General features: G+C 52.2%; 18 protein-coding genes and 1 pseudogene. 6 read left to right on the forward strand and 13 right to left on the reverse strand.

Features of this window, described 5'->3' with window-relative positions:
• From ABVN44_RS06335 to ABVN44_RS06345, 3 genes are all read left to right on the forward strand, one after another.
• Positions 1 to 879, forward strand: an 879-nt coding sequence (locus tag ABVN44_RS06335) for a sodium ion-translocating decarboxylase subunit beta (protein WP_393954254.1), incomplete at its 5' end; no start/stop codon positions are given.
• Between the two features lie 134 nt (positions 880 to 1,013).
• Complete coding sequence (locus tag ABVN44_RS06340) at positions 1,014 to 2,633, forward strand: sensor histidine kinase (protein WP_023216942.1); 1,620 nt, start codon at positions 1,014 to 1,016, stop codon at positions 2,631 to 2,633.
• Between the two features lies 1 nt (position 2,634).
• Positions 2,635 to 3,321 carry a response regulator gene (locus tag ABVN44_RS06345; protein ID WP_000377415.1) on the forward strand — a complete coding sequence of 229 codons (687 nt, stop codon included), beginning with the start codon at positions 2,635 to 2,637 and terminating at the stop codon, positions 3,319 to 3,321.
• A 21-nt stretch (positions 3,322 to 3,342) separates the two neighbouring features.
• Here the strand turns inward: ABVN44_RS06345 and rihC are convergent, their stop codons facing one another.
• The 8 genes from rihC to ABVN44_RS06385 form a co-directional block, all read right to left on the reverse strand.
• A complete protein-coding gene (rihC, locus tag ABVN44_RS06350) occupies positions 3,343 to 4,263 on the reverse strand; it encodes a ribonucleoside hydrolase RihC (RefSeq protein WP_023232146.1) in 921 nt (306 codons plus the stop codon).
• Between the two features lie 15 nt (positions 4,264 to 4,278).
• Positions 4,279 to 5,481 carry an XAC2610-related protein gene (locus ABVN44_RS06355; RefSeq protein ID WP_023232147.1) on the reverse strand — a complete coding sequence of 401 codons (1,203 nt, stop codon included), beginning with the start codon at positions 5,479 to 5,481 and terminating at the stop codon, positions 4,279 to 4,281.
• 199 nt (positions 5,482 to 5,680) lie between these two features.
• A complete protein-coding gene (gene ispH / locus ABVN44_RS06360) occupies positions 5,681 to 6,631 on the reverse strand; it encodes a 4-hydroxy-3-methylbut-2-enyl diphosphate reductase (protein WP_001166428.1) in 951 nt (316 codons plus the stop codon).
• A 2-nt stretch (positions 6,632 to 6,633) separates the two neighbouring features.
• A complete protein-coding gene (gene fkpB / locus ABVN44_RS06365) occupies positions 6,634 to 7,083 on the reverse strand; it encodes an FKBP-type peptidyl-prolyl cis-trans isomerase (RefSeq protein WP_000047269.1) in 450 nt (149 codons plus the stop codon).
• Between the two features lie 154 nt (positions 7,084 to 7,237).
• A complete protein-coding gene (gene lspA / locus ABVN44_RS06370; RefSeq protein ID WP_000042736.1) occupies positions 7,238 to 7,738 on the reverse strand; it encodes a signal peptidase II in 501 nt (166 codons plus the stop codon).
• Positions 7,738 to 10,572 carry an isoleucine--tRNA ligase gene (gene ileS, locus ABVN44_RS06375; RefSeq protein WP_023232148.1) on the reverse strand — a complete coding sequence of 945 codons (2,835 nt, stop codon included), beginning with the start codon at positions 10,570 to 10,572 and terminating at the stop codon, positions 7,738 to 7,740. Before ileS ends, lspA begins: the two co-directional genes overlap by 1 nt.
• 44 nt (positions 10,573 to 10,616) lie before the next feature.
• Complete coding sequence (gene ribF / locus ABVN44_RS06380) at positions 10,617 to 11,555, reverse strand: bifunctional riboflavin kinase/FAD synthetase (protein WP_000767311.1); 939 nt, start codon at positions 11,553 to 11,555, stop codon at positions 10,617 to 10,619.
• Between the two features lie 7 nt (positions 11,556 to 11,562).
• Complete coding sequence (locus ABVN44_RS06385; RefSeq protein WP_001726890.1) at positions 11,563 to 11,778, reverse strand: DUF2575 family protein; 216 nt, start codon at positions 11,776 to 11,778, stop codon at positions 11,563 to 11,565.
• A gap of 105 nt (positions 11,779 to 11,883) precedes the next feature.
• Here ABVN44_RS06385 and rpsT point away from each other — a divergent pair, with 105 nt between their 5' ends.
• The 3 genes from rpsT (at position 11,884) to ABVN44_RS06400 (ending at position 16,055) form a co-directional block, all read left to right on the forward strand.
• Positions 11,884 to 12,147, forward strand: coding sequence for a 30S ribosomal protein S20 (gene rpsT, locus ABVN44_RS06390; protein ID WP_001518655.1), 264 nt, complete (start codon positions 11,884 to 11,886; stop codon positions 12,145 to 12,147).
• Positions 12,148 to 12,602: 455 nt separating this feature from the next.
• Positions 12,603 to 13,976: an MFS transporter gene (locus ABVN44_RS06395; RefSeq protein WP_000099989.1), complete on the forward strand. Its 1,374-nt coding sequence runs from the start codon at positions 12,603 to 12,605 to the stop codon at positions 13,974 to 13,976.
• A 39-nt stretch (positions 13,977 to 14,015) separates the two neighbouring features.
• Positions 14,016 to 16,055 (forward strand): TIM-barrel domain-containing protein, encoded by a 2,040-nt coding sequence (locus ABVN44_RS06400; protein ID WP_001647565.1) that lies wholly within the window; start codon positions 14,016 to 14,018, stop codon positions 16,053 to 16,055.
• Between the two features lie 54 nt (positions 16,056 to 16,109).
• Here the strand turns inward: ABVN44_RS06400 and nhaR are convergent, their stop codons facing one another.
• The 5 genes and pseudogenes from nhaR to ABVN44_RS06425 all read right to left on the reverse strand — a co-directional run bounded on the left by nhaR (position 16,110) and on the right by ABVN44_RS06425 (position 20,178).
• On the reverse strand, positions 16,110 to 17,009 hold the full coding sequence (nhaR, locus tag ABVN44_RS06405) for a transcriptional activator NhaR (protein WP_000062872.1): 900 nt from the start codon (positions 17,007 to 17,009) through the stop codon (positions 16,110 to 16,112).
• Between the two features lie 61 nt (positions 17,010 to 17,070).
• A complete protein-coding gene (gene nhaA, locus ABVN44_RS06410; protein WP_000681340.1) occupies positions 17,071 to 18,237 on the reverse strand; it encodes a Na+/H+ antiporter NhaA in 1,167 nt (388 codons plus the stop codon).
• A gap of 162 nt (positions 18,238 to 18,399) precedes the next feature.
• A pseudogene (locus ABVN44_RS06415) lies at positions 18,400 to 18,627 on the reverse strand (arylsulfatase); the annotation flags it as partial.
• Positions 18,549 to 18,806, reverse strand: a complete 258-nt coding sequence (locus tag ABVN44_RS06420; protein WP_000528983.1) for a hypothetical protein — start codon at positions 18,804 to 18,806, stop codon at positions 18,549 to 18,551. The pseudogene ABVN44_RS06415 and the gene ABVN44_RS06420, both read right to left, overlap by 79 nt.
• Before the next feature lie 118 nt (positions 18,807 to 18,924).
• Positions 18,925 to 20,178, reverse strand: coding sequence for a cytoplasmic protein (locus ABVN44_RS06425; protein ID WP_393954255.1), 1,254 nt, complete (start codon positions 20,176 to 20,178; stop codon positions 18,925 to 18,927).
• Positions 20,179 to 20,180: the final 2 nt, after the last annotated feature.

Consider the following 20,180-nt stretch of genomic DNA (forward strand, 5'->3'; position numbering starts at 1 on the left):
ATGGGCGTCGGCGCGATGACCGACTTCGGCCCGCTGCTGGCCAACCCGCGCACCCTGCTGCTCGGCGCGGCGGCGCAGTTCGGTATCTTCGCCACGGTGCTGGGGGCGCTGACGCTGAACTACTTCGGCCTTATCAGCTTCACCCTGCCGCAGGCGGCGGCCATCGGCATTATCGGCGGCGCGGACGGTCCGACGGCCATTTACCTGTCGGGCAAACTGGCGCCGGAGCTGCTGGGGGCCATTGCGGTGGCGGCGTACTCGTATATGGCGCTGGTGCCGTTAATCCAGCCGCCGATTATGCGCGCGCTGACCACGGAGACGGAGCGCAAAATCCGCATGGTGCAGCTGCGCACGGTGAGTAAGCGGGAGAAGATTCTGTTCCCAGTGGTGCTGTTACTGCTGGTGGCGCTGCTGCTGCCGGACGCCGCGCCGCTGCTGGGGATGTTCTGCTTTGGCAATCTGATGCGTGAAAGCGGCGTGGTGGAGCGTCTGAGCGACACGGTACAGAACGGGCTGATTAATATCGTCACCATTTTCCTCGGGCTGTCGGTGGGCGCGAAGCTGGTGGCGGATAAGTTCCTGCAGCCGCAGACGCTGGGCATTCTGCTGCTGGGTGTGATTGCCTTTGGTATCGGGACGGCGGCCGGGGTGCTGATGGCGAAGCTGATGAACCTGTGCAGTAAGAACAAAATCAACCCGCTTATCGGTTCGGCGGGGGTGTCGGCGGTGCCGATGGCAGCCCGCGTATCGAACAAAGTGGGGCTGGCATCAGACGCGCAGAACTTCCTGCTGATGCACGCGATGGGGCCGAACGTGGCGGGGGTTATCGGTTCGGCGATTGCCGCCGGGGTGATGCTGAAATACGTGCTGGCGATGTAATAGTGGATGGGATACGCATGTCGTATCCCATTTTCATCCAAATTTTTTCTGAAAGAAAAGTAAGTATGAACTGGTTCAGGTTCCGGTGATGCCGAATGCAAGAAAATACCGTAATTAAATATCTAAATACCAATATGTTTATACGGGAAATTACACGCTGGTTTGCCAGACGCTCGTTTCAAAACCGGATATTTCTACTGATCCTGTTTACATCCACCATCGTGATGCTGGCAATCACCTGGTATCTGACCGATATCACGAAAGAGCGCCTGCATTATCAGGTGGGCCAACGTGCGCTTATTCAGGCAATGCAAATATCCGCTATGCCAGAATTAGTTGAAGCCGTAGAGGCGCATGATTTGTCACGCATCAAAGCGCTGATTGACCCAATGCGCTCGTTTTCGGACGCGACTTACATTACCGTTGGCAACGAAAAAGGTCAGCGACTGTATCACGTCAACCCGGATGAGATCGGCAAATATATGGAGGGCGGTGATAGCGACGACGCTCTGTATAACGCTAAAAGCTACGTATCGGTGCGCAAAGGTTCATTAGGCTCTTCCTTACGTGGTAAATCCCCGATTCAGGACAGTACCGGTAAAGTCATCGGTATTGTTTCCGTCGGCTATACTCTGGAACAGTTGGAGAGCTGGCTTAACTTACAAATCAGCTCGTTGCTGTTCCCGATGGCGTTACTGCTGCTGGTACTGTTGTACTGCGCCCGCCGCTTCTCGCTGCATATTAAAAAGCAGATGCTTAACATGGAGCCGCAGCAGCTTTCACAACTATTAATTCAGCAAAGCGTGTTGTTTGAGTCGGTATTTGAAGGGTTGATCGCCATTGACTCCCATCACCGTATTACCGCTATTAACCAAACGGCTCGCCGCTTACTGAATCTGAGCCAACCGGAGTCTGAACTCATTGGCTATGCAATCCACCATGTCGTGTTGCCGGAGGCCTTCTTTTACGATGCGCCGCAAAAAAACAAAAAAGATGAGATCGTCACCTTTAACCAAATGAAAGTCATCGCCAGTCGCATGGCGGTCATTATTGACAACCAGCCTCAGGGCTGGGTTATTAGCTTTCGCAACAAAGACGATATCAATACACTCAGCCTGCAGTTAAGTCAGGTGCGGCAATACGCCGATAACCTGCGCGCCGTGCAGCATGAGCATCGCAACCTTATTTCCACCATTGCCGGACTGCTGTTCCTGAAGCGCTACGATAATGCGCTGGCGCTGATTCAGCAGCAGTCGGAAAGCCACCAGAAAGTACTCGATTTTATTTCCCATAATTTCCGCGACCACCACCTTGCGGGGCTATTAATCGGTAAATATTATCGGGCAAAAGAGCTGGGGCTGGAGCTGATTTTCGATCCTTCAAGCTTTGTTGAACACCTGCCGTCATCGCTCTCGCATAATGAATGGATTTCGATTGTTGGCAATTTATTGGACAACGCCTATAACGCCACCCTGCTCAATAGCGAAGGCTCGCGACAGATTGAGTGCCTGATCAATAGCGAAGGTAATGAAGTCATTATTGAAGTTGCCGATCAGGGATGTGGTATTGACGAAAATATCCGCCAGCATATTTTCGAGCGTGGAGTGACCACCCACAACAACGGCGATCACGGAATTGGATTATGGTTGGTGCACAGCTACGTCAAGCAGGCCAATGGCGACATTATCGTCGATAACAATAATCCTTTTGGCACCATTTTTACCCTCTATATCCCTTTTACCAGAGAAGAATAACATGGATAGCATTACGACACTCATCGTTGAAGACGAACCGATGCTAGCGGAAATCCTGGTGGATACCATCAAGCTTTTTCCCCAGTTTTCAATCGTCGGCATCGCAGACAAACTGGAAAGTGCAAAGAAGCAAATACGCCTCTATCAACCACAGTTAATTCTATTGGATAATTTTTTACCCGATGGCAAAGGGATCGATTTAATTCGTCATACCATCAGCACCAACTACACGGGGCGAATTATTTTCATTACCGCCGACAATCATATGGATACCATCAGCGATGCCTTACGCATGGGCGTATTCGATTATCTGATTAAGCCGGTACATTATCAGCGCCTGCAGCATACCCTGGAGCGGTTCACCCGTTACCGCAGTTCGTTACGTTCCAGTGAGCAGGCAAACCAGACGCACGTTGATGCCTTATTTAATATCCAGGCCAAAGAACAAACCGCAGAACCGAATAGCGGACTGCGGGGAATTGATGAAAACACCTTCAACCGGGTACGACAAATATTCGCCGACCCGCAGGCAGTACATACAGCAGACACTCTGGCGCAAATTCTGGGCAGCAGTAAAACCACTGCCCGACGCTATCTGGAACAAGGCGTGAAAAATAACTTTCTCGAAGCGGAGATCAGCTACGGGAAAGTGGGCAGGCCGGAGAGACTCTATCGCGGCAAAGTATGAGATTATGGCGCCAACATGTAATTACGGCGCATAGGCAAACACCTCAGCCACCCACTGACGAAAACCGTCCACATCCAGCGCCAGCGCCACCTGCGCGTTGGCGGGCTGCCCCAGACGCCCTTCAATATCTACCACCGTGGTACCGGCGGTATATTGCCCCTGCGTTTCTACGGCCACAAAACAGGATTGCAGGGTAAAAAGCTCCGGACGCACCAGCCAGGCGATAGCGCAGAGATCGTGCATCCGGACGCCAGTGCGCATACTACCGCTGCGATAATGGTTGAACAGGCCGTGTAACATCTTACCGGTGCGATTCAGCGCGGGCAGTTTATTCAGAAAATCTGGCGAGAGCATTGCCTGATTCGTGACATCAAGCCCACACATCACAATCTCCAGACCGCTGCGGAACACCAGCGCCGCGGCCTCCGGATCGACAGCAATGTTAAATTCAGCATTAGGCGTAAAATTGCCGCGCCCTGCGGAACCGCCCATCAACACCAGACGGCGAATGTTACACGCACACTCCGGATAGTGCATCAGTAGCAACGCAATATTGGTCAATGGCCCAATCGCCACTAATGTCATGGGCTCCGGGGCGTTCATCAACACATCCCGGATAGCGATAAACGCAGGCTTCGCCAACGGTTGGCGCTGATGGTCGACAAAATCATAGCCTTCCATACCGGATTCGCCGTGGACGTATGCCGCATCGCGTAACGGACGCAGCAGCGGTGTCGCGGCCCCCTGGGCAAGTGGGATATCGCTGTTCCAGAAATGCAGAAGCTGCAACGCATTACGGGTCGTTTTTTCAACGGAAACATTGCCAGCGACGGTGGTTATCAGTTGCAGATCAAGCTCGGGGGCAAACAGCGCAGCGGCAATCGCAGCCGCGTCATCAATGCCCGGATCGGTATCAAGAATAATGTGTAGGGATGCTGTCATTAACGCTCTCCTGACCTATTGTTTTATATCTTCATACTCAGCGCGACTGATACAGGTATCAGGCACATCGTCATCCGTCACCAGACGCGGACTTAGCTTATCACCTTCGATAAACGGAACTAATGGGCAAAAACGCCCTGGCGATGCTTTGTTTTCCTGCCACTGAATCTCAAGCGATTCGGGCTCAGCGCCGGGTTTTTCTGCCTGAATCACGGTACGAACATTACCGATTAGCCAAAAAGGTTGACACGTCCCATCAAGGCTAAGAGGCGGCGTCAAATGACCATTTTTACGTACTAGCGGATAAATAATACGCCCATCAGCGTAGGAAGGTATCATGTAGCAGTTATACATTTTGCCTTTACTGATCACAGGCTGAAAGTAGCTTTCACCGCGATCGATCAGTTCAATCGTTTTTCCTTTCCAGCGATACACATTGACGCCATGACTGCAGCAACCGCCGCGCCAATAGCTGACAATCTGTTTATGTTCAGCATCGATCTCTGGTGAAGTGATTTCCTGATAAGACGCTGGCGCATCAACATAACGCTGTTTGGCGGGGTCATAGAGCCATGTTTGTACTGGAGCATCCGGCCCAGCAAGTAACTCTGTTACAATCGACAGATCCGGGTAGCCATCAAAATTGACATCCCCCCATTGAGGCATAAACGGGCTACAAGTGCCCACCGAGGCGGTATCTAAGGTCTGTATGAGTTTACCATCACGGTATAATTTTATCGCCGAAATGGCAGGCGTATTGCCGCAATCAATCTCTTTGGAAGGGTCGTAACCCCCTGCATCATTCGTGTTCGTGACCAGCACAATATCAGGGGAGTTTTTAGGTTTGAGGTAGATAAGGGCAACAGGAAAATGTCGTTTTTTATCTGCGGACGTCCATTCGCCTTTAATCTCACTACTGGAGATTTCCGCATTCCAGTAACCCGAAAGCGCCTTCACGCGTTCTTCAAGATGCACCTCTTTATCCTGGAGTGAGCCGCGTAGAACAATCACTGCCTTGTGCTGATTGCAAGGTTCATAGCAGTAATATCCATTAAGAGAGTTACCAAATCGCGTGATATTAACGTTTACCGGTTTCCCCGCGATAGTCCCGGTATAGTTTCGCTCCCAGGCGGGTAGCTCCAGCACCGTGGCGCTTGCCGCGTCCATCCAAAAGCCGATGGCGAGTAACGTTGGCAATCCATATTTTATTTTGCCCATTTCCCTTATCCCTGTAGGTATTACAACCCAAAAACCAGCAACGATTGTGCTGGTTTTTCAGATGAATAGCAAAAAGGTGGGGCATTAGCACCGGATGACGACTACGCCTTATTTTTCCTGTCGCACATTGAATATCAAAAGAAATCCTTAAGATCTGGTCAGCGTAGCGTCATCAGGCAGATTTCTGAATTGTGAAATCTTATTCGACTTCACGAACATCCACACGCAGCTCTTTCGGCACTTCGAAAACAATATTTTCTTCGCGCCCCTCAAGCGTGACGGCTTCGCCGCCGCCAAACTCGCGCAGACGCGCAATAACATTCTGCACCAGAATATCCGGCGCGGAAGCGCCAGCAGTGACGCCGACGCAGGCGGCTTCTTTCACCCACGCCTCCTGGATATCCGCCGCATCGTCGATAAGAAACGCGGTTCTTCCCATCCGTTGGGCCAGTTCCGCCAATCGGTTAGAGTTAGAAGAGTTTTTCGAGCCGACCACCAGCACCACGTCAGCCTGCTCCGCCAGCGCCCGCACCGCTTCCTGACGATTAGTAGTGGCATAGCAAATATCGTCTTTGCGCGGGCCGACGATTTTCGGAAAGCGTTTACGCAGCGCATCAATCACATCGGACGTATCGTCCACGGAAAGCGTGGTTTGCGTCATGAAGGAGAGCTTGCCTTCATTTTTGACATTCAGCGTCCAGACGTCCTCTGGCGACTCAACCAGGTACATCCCCCCTTCCGGGTTGCTGTACTGGCCCATGGTGCCTTCCACTTCCGGGTGCCCGGCGTGGCCGATGAGAATAGATTCCTCACCGCGACGGCTGGCGCGCGCCACTTCCATATGGACTTTCGTCACCAGCGGGCAGGTGGCGTCAAAAACGGTAAGATCGCGGCTTTTCGCCTCGTTACGCACCGCCTGGGAAACCCCATGAGCGGAGAAGATCAGAATGGCGCCATCCGGCACTTCGCTAATTTGCTCTATAAAGATCGCCCCGCGCTGGCGCAGGCTGTCCACTACATAGCGGTTATGCACGACTTCGTGCCGAACGTAAATTGGCGCGCCGTAAATAGCGAGCGCATTTTCAACAATGCTGATAGCGCGGTCTACCCCGGCGCAAAAACCGCGTGGGTTGGCCAACAGGATCTGCATGTTTATGCCTCCAGCGCCGGATCGATTTCCAGCACTTCAATATCAAAGTGAACGGTATGCCCGGCCAGCGGATGGTTAAAATCAACGGTAATCGAGTCGCCGTTGATTTCGCGAATCACGCCAGGCATTTCGCTGCCATCCATTGCGGTAAAAAGCATAATCGCCCCGACTTCCGGTTCGCCCGCCGCCATAAACTCACGGCGCGAGAAATACTGGATTAAGTCCGGACTGGGGACGCCAAACGCGGCGTCAGGCTCCAGCGAAAACGCTTTCTTTTCCCCTTCTTTCAACCCCAGAAGCTGCTGCTCCAGACCTTCGGAAAGCGAGGTATCGCCAAGACGGAACAGGGCTGGCTTGCCGTTATTGCGGGTAGATTCCGCCGTTGAGCCATCATCCAGTTTCAGGGTGAAGTGAACGAGGATCGCGCTGTTGCTCTGTACGGATTTAGACATGCAAATTGCTCACGTGTTTTGCCCGGAGGCACAAAGAACGATAAAACCGTAGGCCGGATAAGGCGTTTTCACCGCCATCCGGCACCACGTTTGCCTGATGGCGCTGCGCTTATCAGGCCTACAAAACCGGATAAGCGCTACCCGGTATTTACGCTTATGCCTGTTCTTTCGCTGTCGGCTTCGGCAAAAAGCCTTCCAGTACAATCAGCGCCGCGCCGATACAGATCGCGCTATCGGCAAGGTTGAACGTCGCGAAATGCCAGTCGCCGACGTAAAAATCGATCATATCGACAACAAAGCCGTGCCACAGGCGGTCGAACAGGTTACCCAGCGCGCCGCCGATGATTAACGCATAAGCGATGTTATTCAGCTTCTGCGTCGCTTTCGAGCGATACATCATCACCAAAAGAATTACGCAGATACCTATCGCAATCCCGGCAAAGAACCAGCGCTGCCAGCCGCCGCTATCCGCCAGGAAGCTAAAAGCCGCGCCGTAGTTACGCGCATAATGCAGATTAAGCGACGGGAACAGCCCTACCGTATCCCCCAGAGCGAAATTCTGGAGGATCAGGTATTTGCTGCCCAAATCGATAATCAGCACGACTACTACCAGCCATAGCCAGCGTAGTCCTGTTGAACAGAGTGGTTTACTCATCAGGCAAATTTACGTTGTTCGCCATTACCGGCGATGTTGCTGACACAGCGTCCGCAGATATCTGCATGTTCCGCCACCTTGCCGACATCAGTAGTGTAGTGCCAGCAGCGCGGACACTTATCACCCTCGGCACGCGTTACCACTGCCTGAACTGTCGTATTACCAGCATTGTACTGAATATTTTCATCATCAATACCCCCCGCTTGCTCAGAAATCACGAACTGGGAAGTAATGAAGATAAATCTGACCTCTTCACCCAACAGTTTTAGCTTCTTGATCGTACCGTTAGCATCGTCAGCATATTTCAGCGTCACTTTTGCTTCCAGGTTCGATTTGATGCCATTGGCTTTCTGATTTTCCAGCTCTTTGTTGACCTGGTCCTTGATATAGCGGACATCGTCCCAGAATGCGTCATTAAATTCTTCATTCTCTTCCAGGCCAAACAACCCGTCGTACCATTCGCCGGTGAAGACATATTTTTCACGCTCGCCCGGCAGGTAGCCCCAGATTTCATCAGCCGTGAAGGACATGATCGGCGCCATCCAGCGAACCAGCGCCTCTGCGATATGATACAGCGCAGTCTGGCAGCTACGACGCGCGACGCTATCGGCCTTCGCGGTGTACTGGCGGTCTTTGATGATGTCGAGGTAGAACGAGCCCATTTCAACGGAGCAGAAGCGCATCAGGCGCTGTACCACTTCATGGAAGTCGTAAGCTTCGTATGCCTTCAGAATCTCTTGCTGCGCCGTTTTCGCGCAGCCCACCGCCCACCTGTCCAGCACCACCATCTCTTCCGGTTTGACCATATCGGTGGCCGGATTGAAGCCATTGAGGTTCGCCAGCAGGAAGCGCGCGGTATTACGGATACGACGATAGCTGTCGGCAGCACGTTTGAGGATCTCGTCAGAGACCGCCATTTCGCCGGTATAGTCAGTAGACGCTACCCACAGACGCAGGATATCCGCGCCCAGTTTATTCATCACATCCTGCGGCGACACGGTGTTACCGATGGACTTGGACATCTTGCGCCCCTGACCATCAACGGTGAAACCGTGAGTCAGTACCTGGCGGTATGGCGCTTTGCCTTTCATCGCCACGCTAATCATCAGGGAGGACATAAACCAGCCGCGATGCTGGTCAGACCCTTCCAGATACATATCGGCAGCATGACCGGCGAATTCCGGACGTGCGTCAACCACGGAGTAACTGGTGGAACCGGAATCAAACCAAACGTCCAACGTGTCCGGAACTTTCTCGTATTGATCAGCATCTTCGCCGAGGATCTCTTTCGGGTCGAGATCCCACCACGCCTGGATACCGTCAACTTCGACGCGTTTCGCCACCTCTTCCATCGCCGCCAGAGTACGCTCAATCGGCAGCAGCTCCTGCGTTTCTTTATGCACGAACAGCGACATCGGTACGCCCCAGGTACGCTGACGTGAGATACACCAGTCAGGACGATTAGCGACCATTGATTCAATACGCGCCTGACCCCAGTCCGGGATCCACTGAACGCCTTTGATCTCTTTCAGGGACTGTTGACGAAGCCCTTCTTTATCCATGCTGACGAACCACTGCGGGGTCGCGCGGAAAATGATCGGCGTTTTGTGACGCCAACAGCACGGATAGCTGTGCTGCATTTTTTCGACATGCAGTAGCGCGCCTTTTTCTTTCAGCAGTTCAATAACGATATCGTTCGCCTTGAAGACGTTAACACCGTCAAGCGTTGGATATGTGCCTGGCAGGTAAGTGCCGTCCGGGCCAACCGGGTTAGCGGTTTCCAGGCCATACTTTTGACCGATCACGTAGTCATCCGGGCCGTGACCAGGGGCGGTATGTACCGCGCCGGTACCGGCGTCCAGGGTGACGTGATCGCCGAGGATCGCCGGCACGTCAAAGCCCATAAACGGATGGGTAAAGCGCAGCAGTTCCAGCTCCGCGCCTTTAACGGTGCCGAGAATGGTGTATTCAGCCGCGCCAATACGCTGCATGACGCTTTCAACCAGATCTTTCGCCAGAATCACCGCCTGACCGTCAATCTGCACCAGCGCATAATCAAAGTCCGGCGCCAGGGAGATGGCGCGGTTAGCCGGCAGAGTCCACGGCGTGGTGGTCCAGATAACCAGCGACACAGGGCCGCTCACACCCGGCAGACCAAACTTCGCTTTCACCGCATCCTGATCGACGGCGCGGAACGCCACGTCGATAGACGGTGACGTTTTGTCGTAATATTCAACTTCCGCTTCCGCCAGCGCGGAACGGCAGTCAACGCACCAGTGCACCGGCTTAGCGCCTTTGTGCAGATGACCGTTTTTGATAATTCTGCTCAGAGCACGGATGATGTTGGCTTCGGTTTTGAAGTCCATAGTCAGGTACGGATGCGACCAGTCGCCCAACACGCCCAGACGAATGAAGTCTTTACGCTGGCCGTCAACCTGCGTAGCGGCATATTCGCGGCACTTAGCGCGGAATTCAGCGGCAGTGAATTTCTCGCCCGGCTTACCGAACTCCTGCTCGACTTTCAGCTCGATAGGCAGACCGTGACAGTCCCAGCCCGGCACGTAAGGCGAGTCAAATCCCGACAGTCCTTTGGACTTCACGATAATGTCTTTCAGAATCTTGTTAACTGAGTGACCAATATGAATGCTGCCATTCGCATATGGAGGGCCATCATGCAGAATGAAGGTTTTTTTGCCTTTTTTGGCCGCACGAATGATGCCGTACAGATCATCATCGGTCCAACGCGCCAGCATTCCCGGTTCACGCTTGGCGAGGTCGCCGCGCATCGGGAACCCTGTTTCCGGCAAATTCAGGGTCGATTTATAGTCACTCATCAGATTCTCGGTTCCGTATTTCGGTTTGATAAACACCGTCAGGGTTACACCTGCCCGGCTAGCCCAAAAAACTTGCGGGCCGTTAACTCATCGCGTGCGATTTGCGCTTTTAGCTCATCAAGCGACGCAAATCGCTGCTCATTACGTATCTTTTTACGCAGTATTACATCTATATGGCGACCGTAGAGGTCCATTACAACATCCAGCAGATGCACTTCCAGTTGTTGACGCACGCCAGCCACCGTTGGACGAGTGCCAATGTTCGCTACGCCGGGTAACGGCTTATCGCCAAGCCCGGTGACTTCCACCGCATAGACCCCTTTGACCGGGGAGACCTGACGGCGCAGCGGTAAGTTCGCCGTCGGGAAGCCAATGGTACGTCCCAGCTCGTCGCCATGAACGACACGCCCGGAAATAGTAAAGGGATGTCCCAGCAGGCTTTCGGCAAGCGCCAGGTTATCTTCCGCCAGCGCCTGTCTCACCGCGGTACTACTGATACGCACGCCGCCTTCACAAAAGGTTTGGGTGCTGGAAACCGCAAAACCATACTCCGCCCCCGCCTTCTGTAATAACAAGAAATCGCCCGCGCGGCTAGCACCAAAGCGGAAATCATCGCCGACGGCAAGAAATTGCACGCCAAGTCGCTCCACCAGCAGTTCGCTGATAAACGTTTGCGCCGTCAAAGCGGCAAAGCGGCGATCGAATTTCACGCACAGCACATAGTCCACGCCGCACTGCGCAAGGTAATGCAGTTTTTCACGCAGGCGCGTCAGGCGAGCGGGCGCTTTATCCGTCGCGAACAGCTCCAGCGGCTGCGGTTCGAAAATCATGACCACCACCGGCAGACCGCGTCTGCGTCCTTCTTCCTGCAAACCCTGCAGTAGAGCGCGATGCCCCCGATGTACGCCGTCGAAATTACCAATGGTCAGCACACACCCATGCGGGGCCTGACTGAGATTATGTATGCCGCGTATCAGCTTCATGTCTGACTCAAAACAGTGAAAATCGCAAGAGTATACCTTGTACAGCGGTCAAGGTTAACCGACTATTGCCCTGATGAAACATAAAGAAGATGCTTTTCATCGCCATGCGGCAAACTCCGCCCCAAAACCCGCCGCTTAATGCAATTTTTCTCATGGAAAGGCTGTATTCACAGCACGCAAGCTGGTAGAATCCTGCGCCATCACTACGCAACGAGTGCTGCAATTTAAACGGCGCTTATTTGCACAAATCCATTGACAAAAGAAGGCTAAAAGGGCATATTCCTCGGCCTTTGAATTGTCCATATAGAACACATTTGGGAGTTGGACCTTGGCTAATATCAAATCAGCTAAGAAGCGCGCCGTTCAGTCTGAAAAGGCTCGTAAGCACAACGCAAGCCGTCGCTCTATGATGCGTACTTTCATCAAGAAAGTATACGCAGCTATCGAAGCTGGCGACAAAGCTGCTGCACTGAAAGCATTTAACGAAATGCAACCGATCGTGGACCGTCAGGCTGCTAAAGGTCTGATCCACAAAAACAAAGCTGCACGTCATAAAGCTAACCTGACTGCACAGATCAACAAACTGGCTTAATCGCCTGCTTGTTATCAGCTTTGTAGAAAAACCCGCGTAAAGCGGGTTTTTTTATGCCTGCTATCTGCCGTTTTGCTCGACAACCGCTGGCTCTGACCTCACTCGTTCACGCTCTTCCTGACCAGCCTATTTTTTCAGCTACCCCTCCCTCAGTCACGTAATACTTGAAAGTTATTTTCTTTCACTGTTTTCCTTTTCTTATTTCATTACTGAAAAAACTGTGACCACCTTAGCAAATAAAAACATCGCTCATTCAAAAACTAATAAACGCAATCCTGATGTAAGATTTAATAATTGATTGATGCCGTCGGGTTAACTACTTTTCATGTACACCTTACTTACTCATTTTAATCTGAGGTTAAATTCAAAAACGACATAAAAATAATATTCAAAACTTGCTTAGAAAGTAGAGGTTGTTTTTCTGGGCGTATCGTACCAATATCGGAGTTATCATTATGAGTTCTGTCATTGAGGATACCCAGCCTTCCGGGTCAGCATCATTGTCTTTACTACAGCGTATTAGCTACGGCTCTTTGGATGTGGCGGGTAATCTGCTGTACTGCTTCGGTTCAACGTACATTTTATATTTCTACACAGACGTTGCGGGCATTAGCCTTGCCGTAGCAGGCGTTATCCTGCTGCTGGCGCGTATTATCGATGGCATAGATGCCCCCATATGGGGGATCATCATCGATAAAACGCGTTCACGCTACGGTAAATGTCGTCCCTGGTTTTTATGGTTACCGCTGCCTTTTGCGGTATTCAGCGCGCTGTCATTTTGGTCTCCTGATATCAGTATGACAGGAAAAGCCATCTATGCAGCAATATCTTATATGATTGCCAGCATTCTATTTACCGGACTTAATACACCACTCAGTGCAATATTACCCCTGATGACCTTATCTCCCAAGGAAAGACTGGTTTTAAATTCCTGGCGAATGACCGGTGGACAAATTGGGGTTTTATTAATGAACGCGACCGCCTTGCCGTTAGTCGCTTTTTTAGGTAACGGTGATGATCACGCTGGTTTTATTTATACGGCAATTACGTTTGCCATTATATCCTGCGCGCTAACGCTCTTTGCGTTTAAAAACATTCGTGAAATGGATACGGATAAAATACAGCATGAACCTAAGTTGCCGATGAAAAAAAGTTTCGCGGCGATGAAAGGTAACTGGCCGTGGATCCTGATGGTGCTGGCTAATCTGATCTTCTGGATTGCCCTACAGCAGCGCAACACGACCATTGTCTATTATCTGACCTACAACCTCGACCGTAAAGATCTGGTACCGCTGATTAACAGCCTGGCGACGATTCAGATCCTGTTTATCATCGCTATCCCCTTCTTTAGCAAATACCTGGCTAAAACCTGGATATGGGTAGGCGGTCTGCTGGTCGCCACGTTTGGCGGCGTCATGATGTGGCTGGCAGCGGACAACATTACTTTCCTCATCGCCGCCTGGATACTCGGCAATATCGGCAGCGGTATCGCCTGCTCAATGCCGTTTGCCATGCTGGGCTTCGCCGTCGATTTCGGCGCCTGGAAGACCGGTATTAAGGCTACCGGCATTCTTATCGCCTTCGGCAGTACCTTCTGCATCAAGATGGGTAGTGGCCTCGGCACCGCTTTCGCCGCCTGGATCATGAACAGTTTTGGCTATGTCCCCAACCATGCCCAGAGTGCTGCGGGTCTGGAGGGCATTATCTGGGCCTTTATCTGGGCACCCGCCCTACTCTTCGCACTCGCAGCGATCCCACTACTTTTCTTTCGCAAATACGAAGCGATGGAAGAGAAGATTCGCCACGATCTGGAAACCGTCAACTCATAACGTTCTTTACCTTCACCCTCGAATATGGGAGGCACCACCATGCCATTTATGCAACAAGACCCGCGTCGTCTGGTCTGGCAGCAAAACGATCGCTATTTATGGATTGAACCCTGGGGCGAGAACAGCCTGCGCGTACGCAGCGGCCGTCATCTGCCGGTAATGAGAAATGAAGACTGGGCATTGACTGAGCCAGTCGCAGAAAGTCAGTGCCACATTGATTATGAGCACCACCAGGCAACGCTGACCAACGGCAAAATTATCGCTATCGTCAATCAAAAAGGACAAGTTACCTTTTACCGCCATCCACACAAACCCCTGTTGCAGGAGTTCTGGCGCCTGCGGGGCGAAATTGGCGAGGATGAATCATCTCACGGCCAGTACGTTAGCGCACTCAACCTTGAGGGACGCGAGTTCCGCCCTATTCAGGGTGGGAAATATTCACTGAAAGCCCGCTTCGAAGCCACCGAAGGGGAAAAAATTTATGGCATGGGGCAGTATCAACAGGCCAACCTGGATCTCAAAGGATGCGTGCTTGAGCTGGCGCAACGTAACTCCCAGGCCTCAGTACCGTTTATGCTCTCCAGTCTGGGCTACGGATTTTTATGGAACAACCCGGCAGTCGGACGCGTAACCTTTGCCCAAAACGTTACCGAATGGGAAGCGCAGGTCAGCGAACAGCTGGACTACTGGATCACGGCTGGCGATACCCCGGCAGAAATTAGCCGGGCTTACGCGCTGGCTACCGGCACGCCGCCGATGATGCCGGACTACGCCATGGGCTTCTGGCAGTGCAAACTCCGTTATCGTACGCAGGAAGAGCTGCTGGAGGTCGCCCGCGAATATAAGCGCCGCAATCTGCCTATCTCAGTGATCGTAATCGACTTCTTTCACTGGCCGAATCAGGGTGACTGGATGTTCGATGCGCGCGACTGGCCCGATCCTGATGCCATGATTGCCGAGCTGAAATCGCTGGGAATTGAGCTGATGGTCTCCGTCTGGCCGACGGTGGATAACCGTACCGAAAGCTATCGGGAGATGCGCGAAAACGGCTGGCTGGTACAAACGGAACGTGGCTTGCCGATCAATATGGATTTCCTCGGCAATACCACTTACTTTGATGCGACTCATCCGGGCGCGCGCGACTACGTCTGGGGCAAAGCCAAACGCAACTATTACGATAAAGGCGTGAAGTTATTCTGGTTAGATGAAGCCGAACCTGAGTTCAGCGTTTACGACTACGACAACTATCGCTACCATGCCGGGCCGGTACTGGAAGTGGGCAATATCTACCCACGTATGTACGCTAAAACCTTTTTTGACGGCATGAAAGCTGATGGCGAAGACCAGGTTATCAACCTGCTACGCTGCGCCTGGGCCGGCAGTCAGAAGTACGGCGCGCTGGTCTGGTCAGGGGATATTCACTCCTCGTTTAGATCGCTGCGCAACCAGTTTGCCGCCGGACTCAATATGGGAATCGCGGGGATACCGTGGTGGACGACGGATATTGGCGGTTTCCATGGCGGTAATATTCACGACCCGAAATTCCATGAATTGCTAATTCGCTGGTTCCAGTGGGGCGTCTTTAGCCCGGTGATGCGTCTGCACGGCAACCGCGATCCGCAGATTTTACCCGCGCAACCGTACCGGGATGGCATTGCTCAATGCCCTACAGGTGCGCCGAACGAGGTCTGGAGCTACGGTGAGGAAGTATGCGAGGTACTGACAGGTTGCCTGGCGTTGCGAGAAAAACTCAAGCCCTATATCAAAGCGCTGATGGAGGAAACCCATAAGCACAATACGCCAGTGATGCGCCCCCTGTTCTTTGAATTCCCCGAACAGGAAACAAGTTGGGCAATCACCGACCAGTATTGTTTTGGTCCTGACCTGCTGATCGCCCCCGTCATGCATGAAGGTATGCGCGAACGTGATATCTGGCTACCGGAAGGGGAAACATGGACGGATCTTGCGACCGGTGAAAGCTATTCAGGAGGGCAGACGCTGCAGTACGCTACGCCACTGAACAGAATTCCGGTGTTTATCCGCGAAGGTGGGCAGTACCGTAGCCTACTGAACTTGTAGAATGATTCCGGCTGCGGGCTAGTTCCGCAGCCGGAAGTATTACGGTAGGTACGTCTACTGTAGTTTAAACAATGCCGAGTAGTCCGCATTGCAAATACGCTGCACCGCCGGATGCTGGATCATTCTCTCGGCAAAAATCGCATGATATTCTTCCATGACATTCTCCACGCGCCCAATCTCTATTACCGACTCATCGGCATAAAAATCCAGCGAATAAAGGCTCGGCGCCACAAAAATCGCATCGTGCGTCGCGCCAAACGCCTTCATTAAGGCCGCGTCATCAAATTCACCGAGGATCTCAACCTGCAACCCCTGCGAATTAAACCAGTTCAACAACTTACGTCCCAGCATTGAGCGCCGTCCCGGCACCAGCAACCGTCGCTCTTCCAGGCAGGCAGGGAACGCTTTTTCAGGAAGCGGATTCGTACACCAGAAACTGACGCTGCATTCGCCGATTTTGACTGAGAATAGCCCCTCCTGCTGCGTGGAATCTATCGGGCAGTCGGAGATAATCATATCCAGCTTGTGCTGGCTGAGCTGTTCGAGCAACATTTCGTGCGTCGACTCAAAGCAACGCAGATGTATGGGTTCATCCACCACCACCGCCGCATCCAGAACGCTGCTGACCAGACGCTTGGATAAAGCATCGGCGACGCCGACATCAAACAACAGGTTTGATTCTTTGCGGTAATTGACGATATCCAGCATCTCCTGGCTTAGCGTAAACATTTTATCCGCATAGCGAAAAACCAGCTCGCCCAGTTCGCTGGGTTCAAGACCGCGTCCCTTACGTTTAAATAGCTTCCCCTGTAAACGCTCTTCCAGGGCTTTAATTTGACCAGTAATAGTTTGCGGCGTCAGAAAAAGCGCCTCTGCGGCACCCACGACAGAACCTTCTTTATAGACATGCCAGAAGTAATAAAGATGGTTGTAGTTAATATGAGACATGCTCATTCCTCTCCCTGTTCAATGTCGCAAGGGAGCGATACATCGCTCCCCCTTTCCTTCGTACTGATTATGCCGGCGCGTTCAAACGCGCGCGCAACCAGCTATACCCCACCACTGCGGAGAGCAATGAACCAATCAAAATGCCCAATTTCGCCCAGTTAATAAGTTCCGGATCGACATTGCCAAATGCCAGGCTGGCGATAAAGATGGACATCGTAAAGCCAATGCCACACAAAATGCCGACCGCCATGATTTGCTGATAAGTGGTCCCCTGCGGCAGATGCGCCAGCTTGAAACGCAGCGCCAGCCAGCAAAACAGGCTAATCCCCAGCGGCTTACCAATCAGCAGACCGGCAATAATTCCCAACGGCAGCATGGAGGTCAGACCGTCAATCGTGACGCCCTGAAGAGAAACGCCGGCATTCGCAAAAGCGAAGAGCGGCAGGATCAGGTACGCGACCCACGGGTGCAGAACATGCTCCAGACGCTTCGCCGGCGAGCGACCGTGTTTTTCTTTCAGCGGAATAAAGAAGCCGACAATGACGCCTGCCAGCGTCGCGTGAACGCCGGACTTCAGTACCGCCGTCCACAGCACTGCCCCGACCAGAATATATACCCCTGTCCGTCTGACGCCGCACAGGTTCAGCAGCGCCAGCACGGCAATCGCGAACGCCGCCACGCCCAGCGAGACGATAGAAAGATCGCTGGTATAAAACAGTGCGATAATAACGATGGCGCCGAGATCATCGATGATCGCCAGCGCCATCAGGAATATTTTCAGCGCCAGCGGAACCCGGCTGCCCAACAGCGCCAACACGCCCAGCGCAAAGGCGATATCCGTCGCGGCAGGAATAGCCCAGCCCTCGCGAGTGACCGGATCGGAGTAGTTAAAGGCCAGATAGAGCAATGCCGGTACAATCATCCCGCCGATGGCGGCAATCACCGGAAAAGCGGCCTGGCGCAGACTGGCTAACGAGCCTTGCATCAGTTCGCGCTTAACTTCCAGGCCAATCAACAGGAAAAACACGGCCATCAGCGCATCGTTGATCCACAACAGCATGTTTTTGTTGATTTCAAGCGCCCCAACCCGTAGCTGAACCGGCGTCTCCAGAAAATCATGATACCATCCACTGGTCGCGCCCATATTGGCCATCAGCATAGCCAGCGCAGCGGCGATGATGAGAATGATGCCCCCAGAGGCATCGCTGCTAAAAAATCGGTGCAGATGTTTCACTTTTTATTCTCTCAATCAGGTGAATTCTTCGAATCTACTATCTTACCTCGCCTGACTCATCGTTAAAATTAGATTATATATGATGAATAGCTCGTTTTTTACGAAATGAAGTCCGACTTACGCCGGACTTTTTTAGTGCAGTCAGTCATTGATGATAGACCGCTACGCGTACAGATCCATTTTATACACCCGGAAACTGGTAATATCGTAGCGATAGCCTTCCCCGTTCGTTTCCGCGTTTTTGTAGTAACCTGACGTCATGGTCGCTTCAAAAAGCACGGTTTTCTCCGTAGGCGCAATCTCTTGTAAAATTAGCAGCCCCATCGCCTCGCTGCCCGCCTGCGGATCGATAATATCGCTCTCGCCAGGCTGGCAAGAGATGGCGCGGCCATAAGCGGATTAAGAATAATCAGCGCATTTTGTACTGTATTACTTTCTGTAATCTGGCTGAGGCTGTGCTCATAAATCGCCGTATGGTTGAGCACCATCGCATTTTGCTTATCAAGCCTCTGATTGACGGCAAGACACGGGGCAGGAAGCGTATTCTTTTGATGTTTGAACGGCCCCATGATCTCTCCAGTATATCGTTGTCGTTCCTTGCTGGAACAACGAAATAGATACGCTGGAGAGGGTTGGGCTGATAATCAAAAGCCATCGACTCAGCTCTATCACACGGCATGCGATGCGTTATCCGACCTTACGGGATTGATTATATTCATACTTCAGATAATCCAGCGTTGCCGTCACATTTGCCGGTGACAGACGATTAAGCTGCGCCAAAAAAGGATGCGCATACAGATAATTAATGAACGCCGTCGCGCCTTGTAACGTAGCATAACGTTGCTGGGTAATTTTTTTATTACCGGTGAGATTACACACCGCCATAGCATAATCGCGGGTAGAAAAAGTACGCCAGACATTGTTACGGATACCGCCGCTTAAAAACAGGCGTGGCGGAATATCTTTTTGCAGCGGCGTCGTACCGCGTTCTTTGACAAATGAAATATGGCAACGGCCCTGATGGACATGCGGCATATTCGCCATCATGCATCCCCCCAGAATAAAGCATTCATGATCGAGGTAATGCTGAACGTTTAAGGAGCGTTCGTCCGTCAGCATCCGCACCAGTTCAAAATGGCGGTAGGCAGGCAACACCGGCTTTACGATCATTCCGGAGTCATTCTTATATAACGAGGCCGGGCCGTAATCGATATCAAATAAAGTTTCGCGGCGCGCTGTAATCGCTTCCTTACGTTGCACCATATGCGCCAGCGTTCCCGGAGGTAGCCGTTCTTCATAATACGACTGATACTGCCAGGCTTTATCCAGCGGCTGTGCTGAATAATTTGACAAAATCGCCACCACCCTTCCGCTTTGTTCTTCTGCCGTCACCAGAACATACAGGCTGCTGTCTCCACCGTTATAGTTCACCCGGAAAGCGCGGGTGCTGAGTGCGATATCGAAGGCCGGAAACTGCTGGCATCGCTCGGCAAGGTTTGCATTACGGGATAGTTTAAACAGCGCCCGGTTAAGGCCTGTGCTGTCTAATTTCAGCTGTGAGCGGATCCCGGCAAGCGACGTCCCTTCCTCAATTAGGGTTGCCAGCTCGTCCTGTCGGCAATCGCTTTTTGCCTTTTCGGGGACGATGAACGTTTTCCGACACTGACTACACGCCATGCGGTGTTCGCCCTGAGTCGAGAAGCCGTATTTCTTTAATGAGGTGCTGCCGCAGGCAGGACACTGTTTGACCAGGCCTTTCCATCCCCGGTTTACCGTGTGGCGAAAAAGATTTAACGCCCCAGCGGAAATAACAGGAAACAGGAAACCACATTCCCGACAAAGAACATCTTTTCCCTGGCGGACATAATCCGGACTGTTCAACACGCCCAGATTTTTACATCCCGGCGTTTTACAGCAGTCCACATTAATATTGGCAAACATGC

The organism is Salmonella sp. SJTUF15570 (assembly GCF_043357055.1).
GTDB classification, from domain to species: Bacteria; Pseudomonadota; Gammaproteobacteria; order Enterobacterales; family Enterobacteriaceae; genus Salmonella; species Salmonella enterica.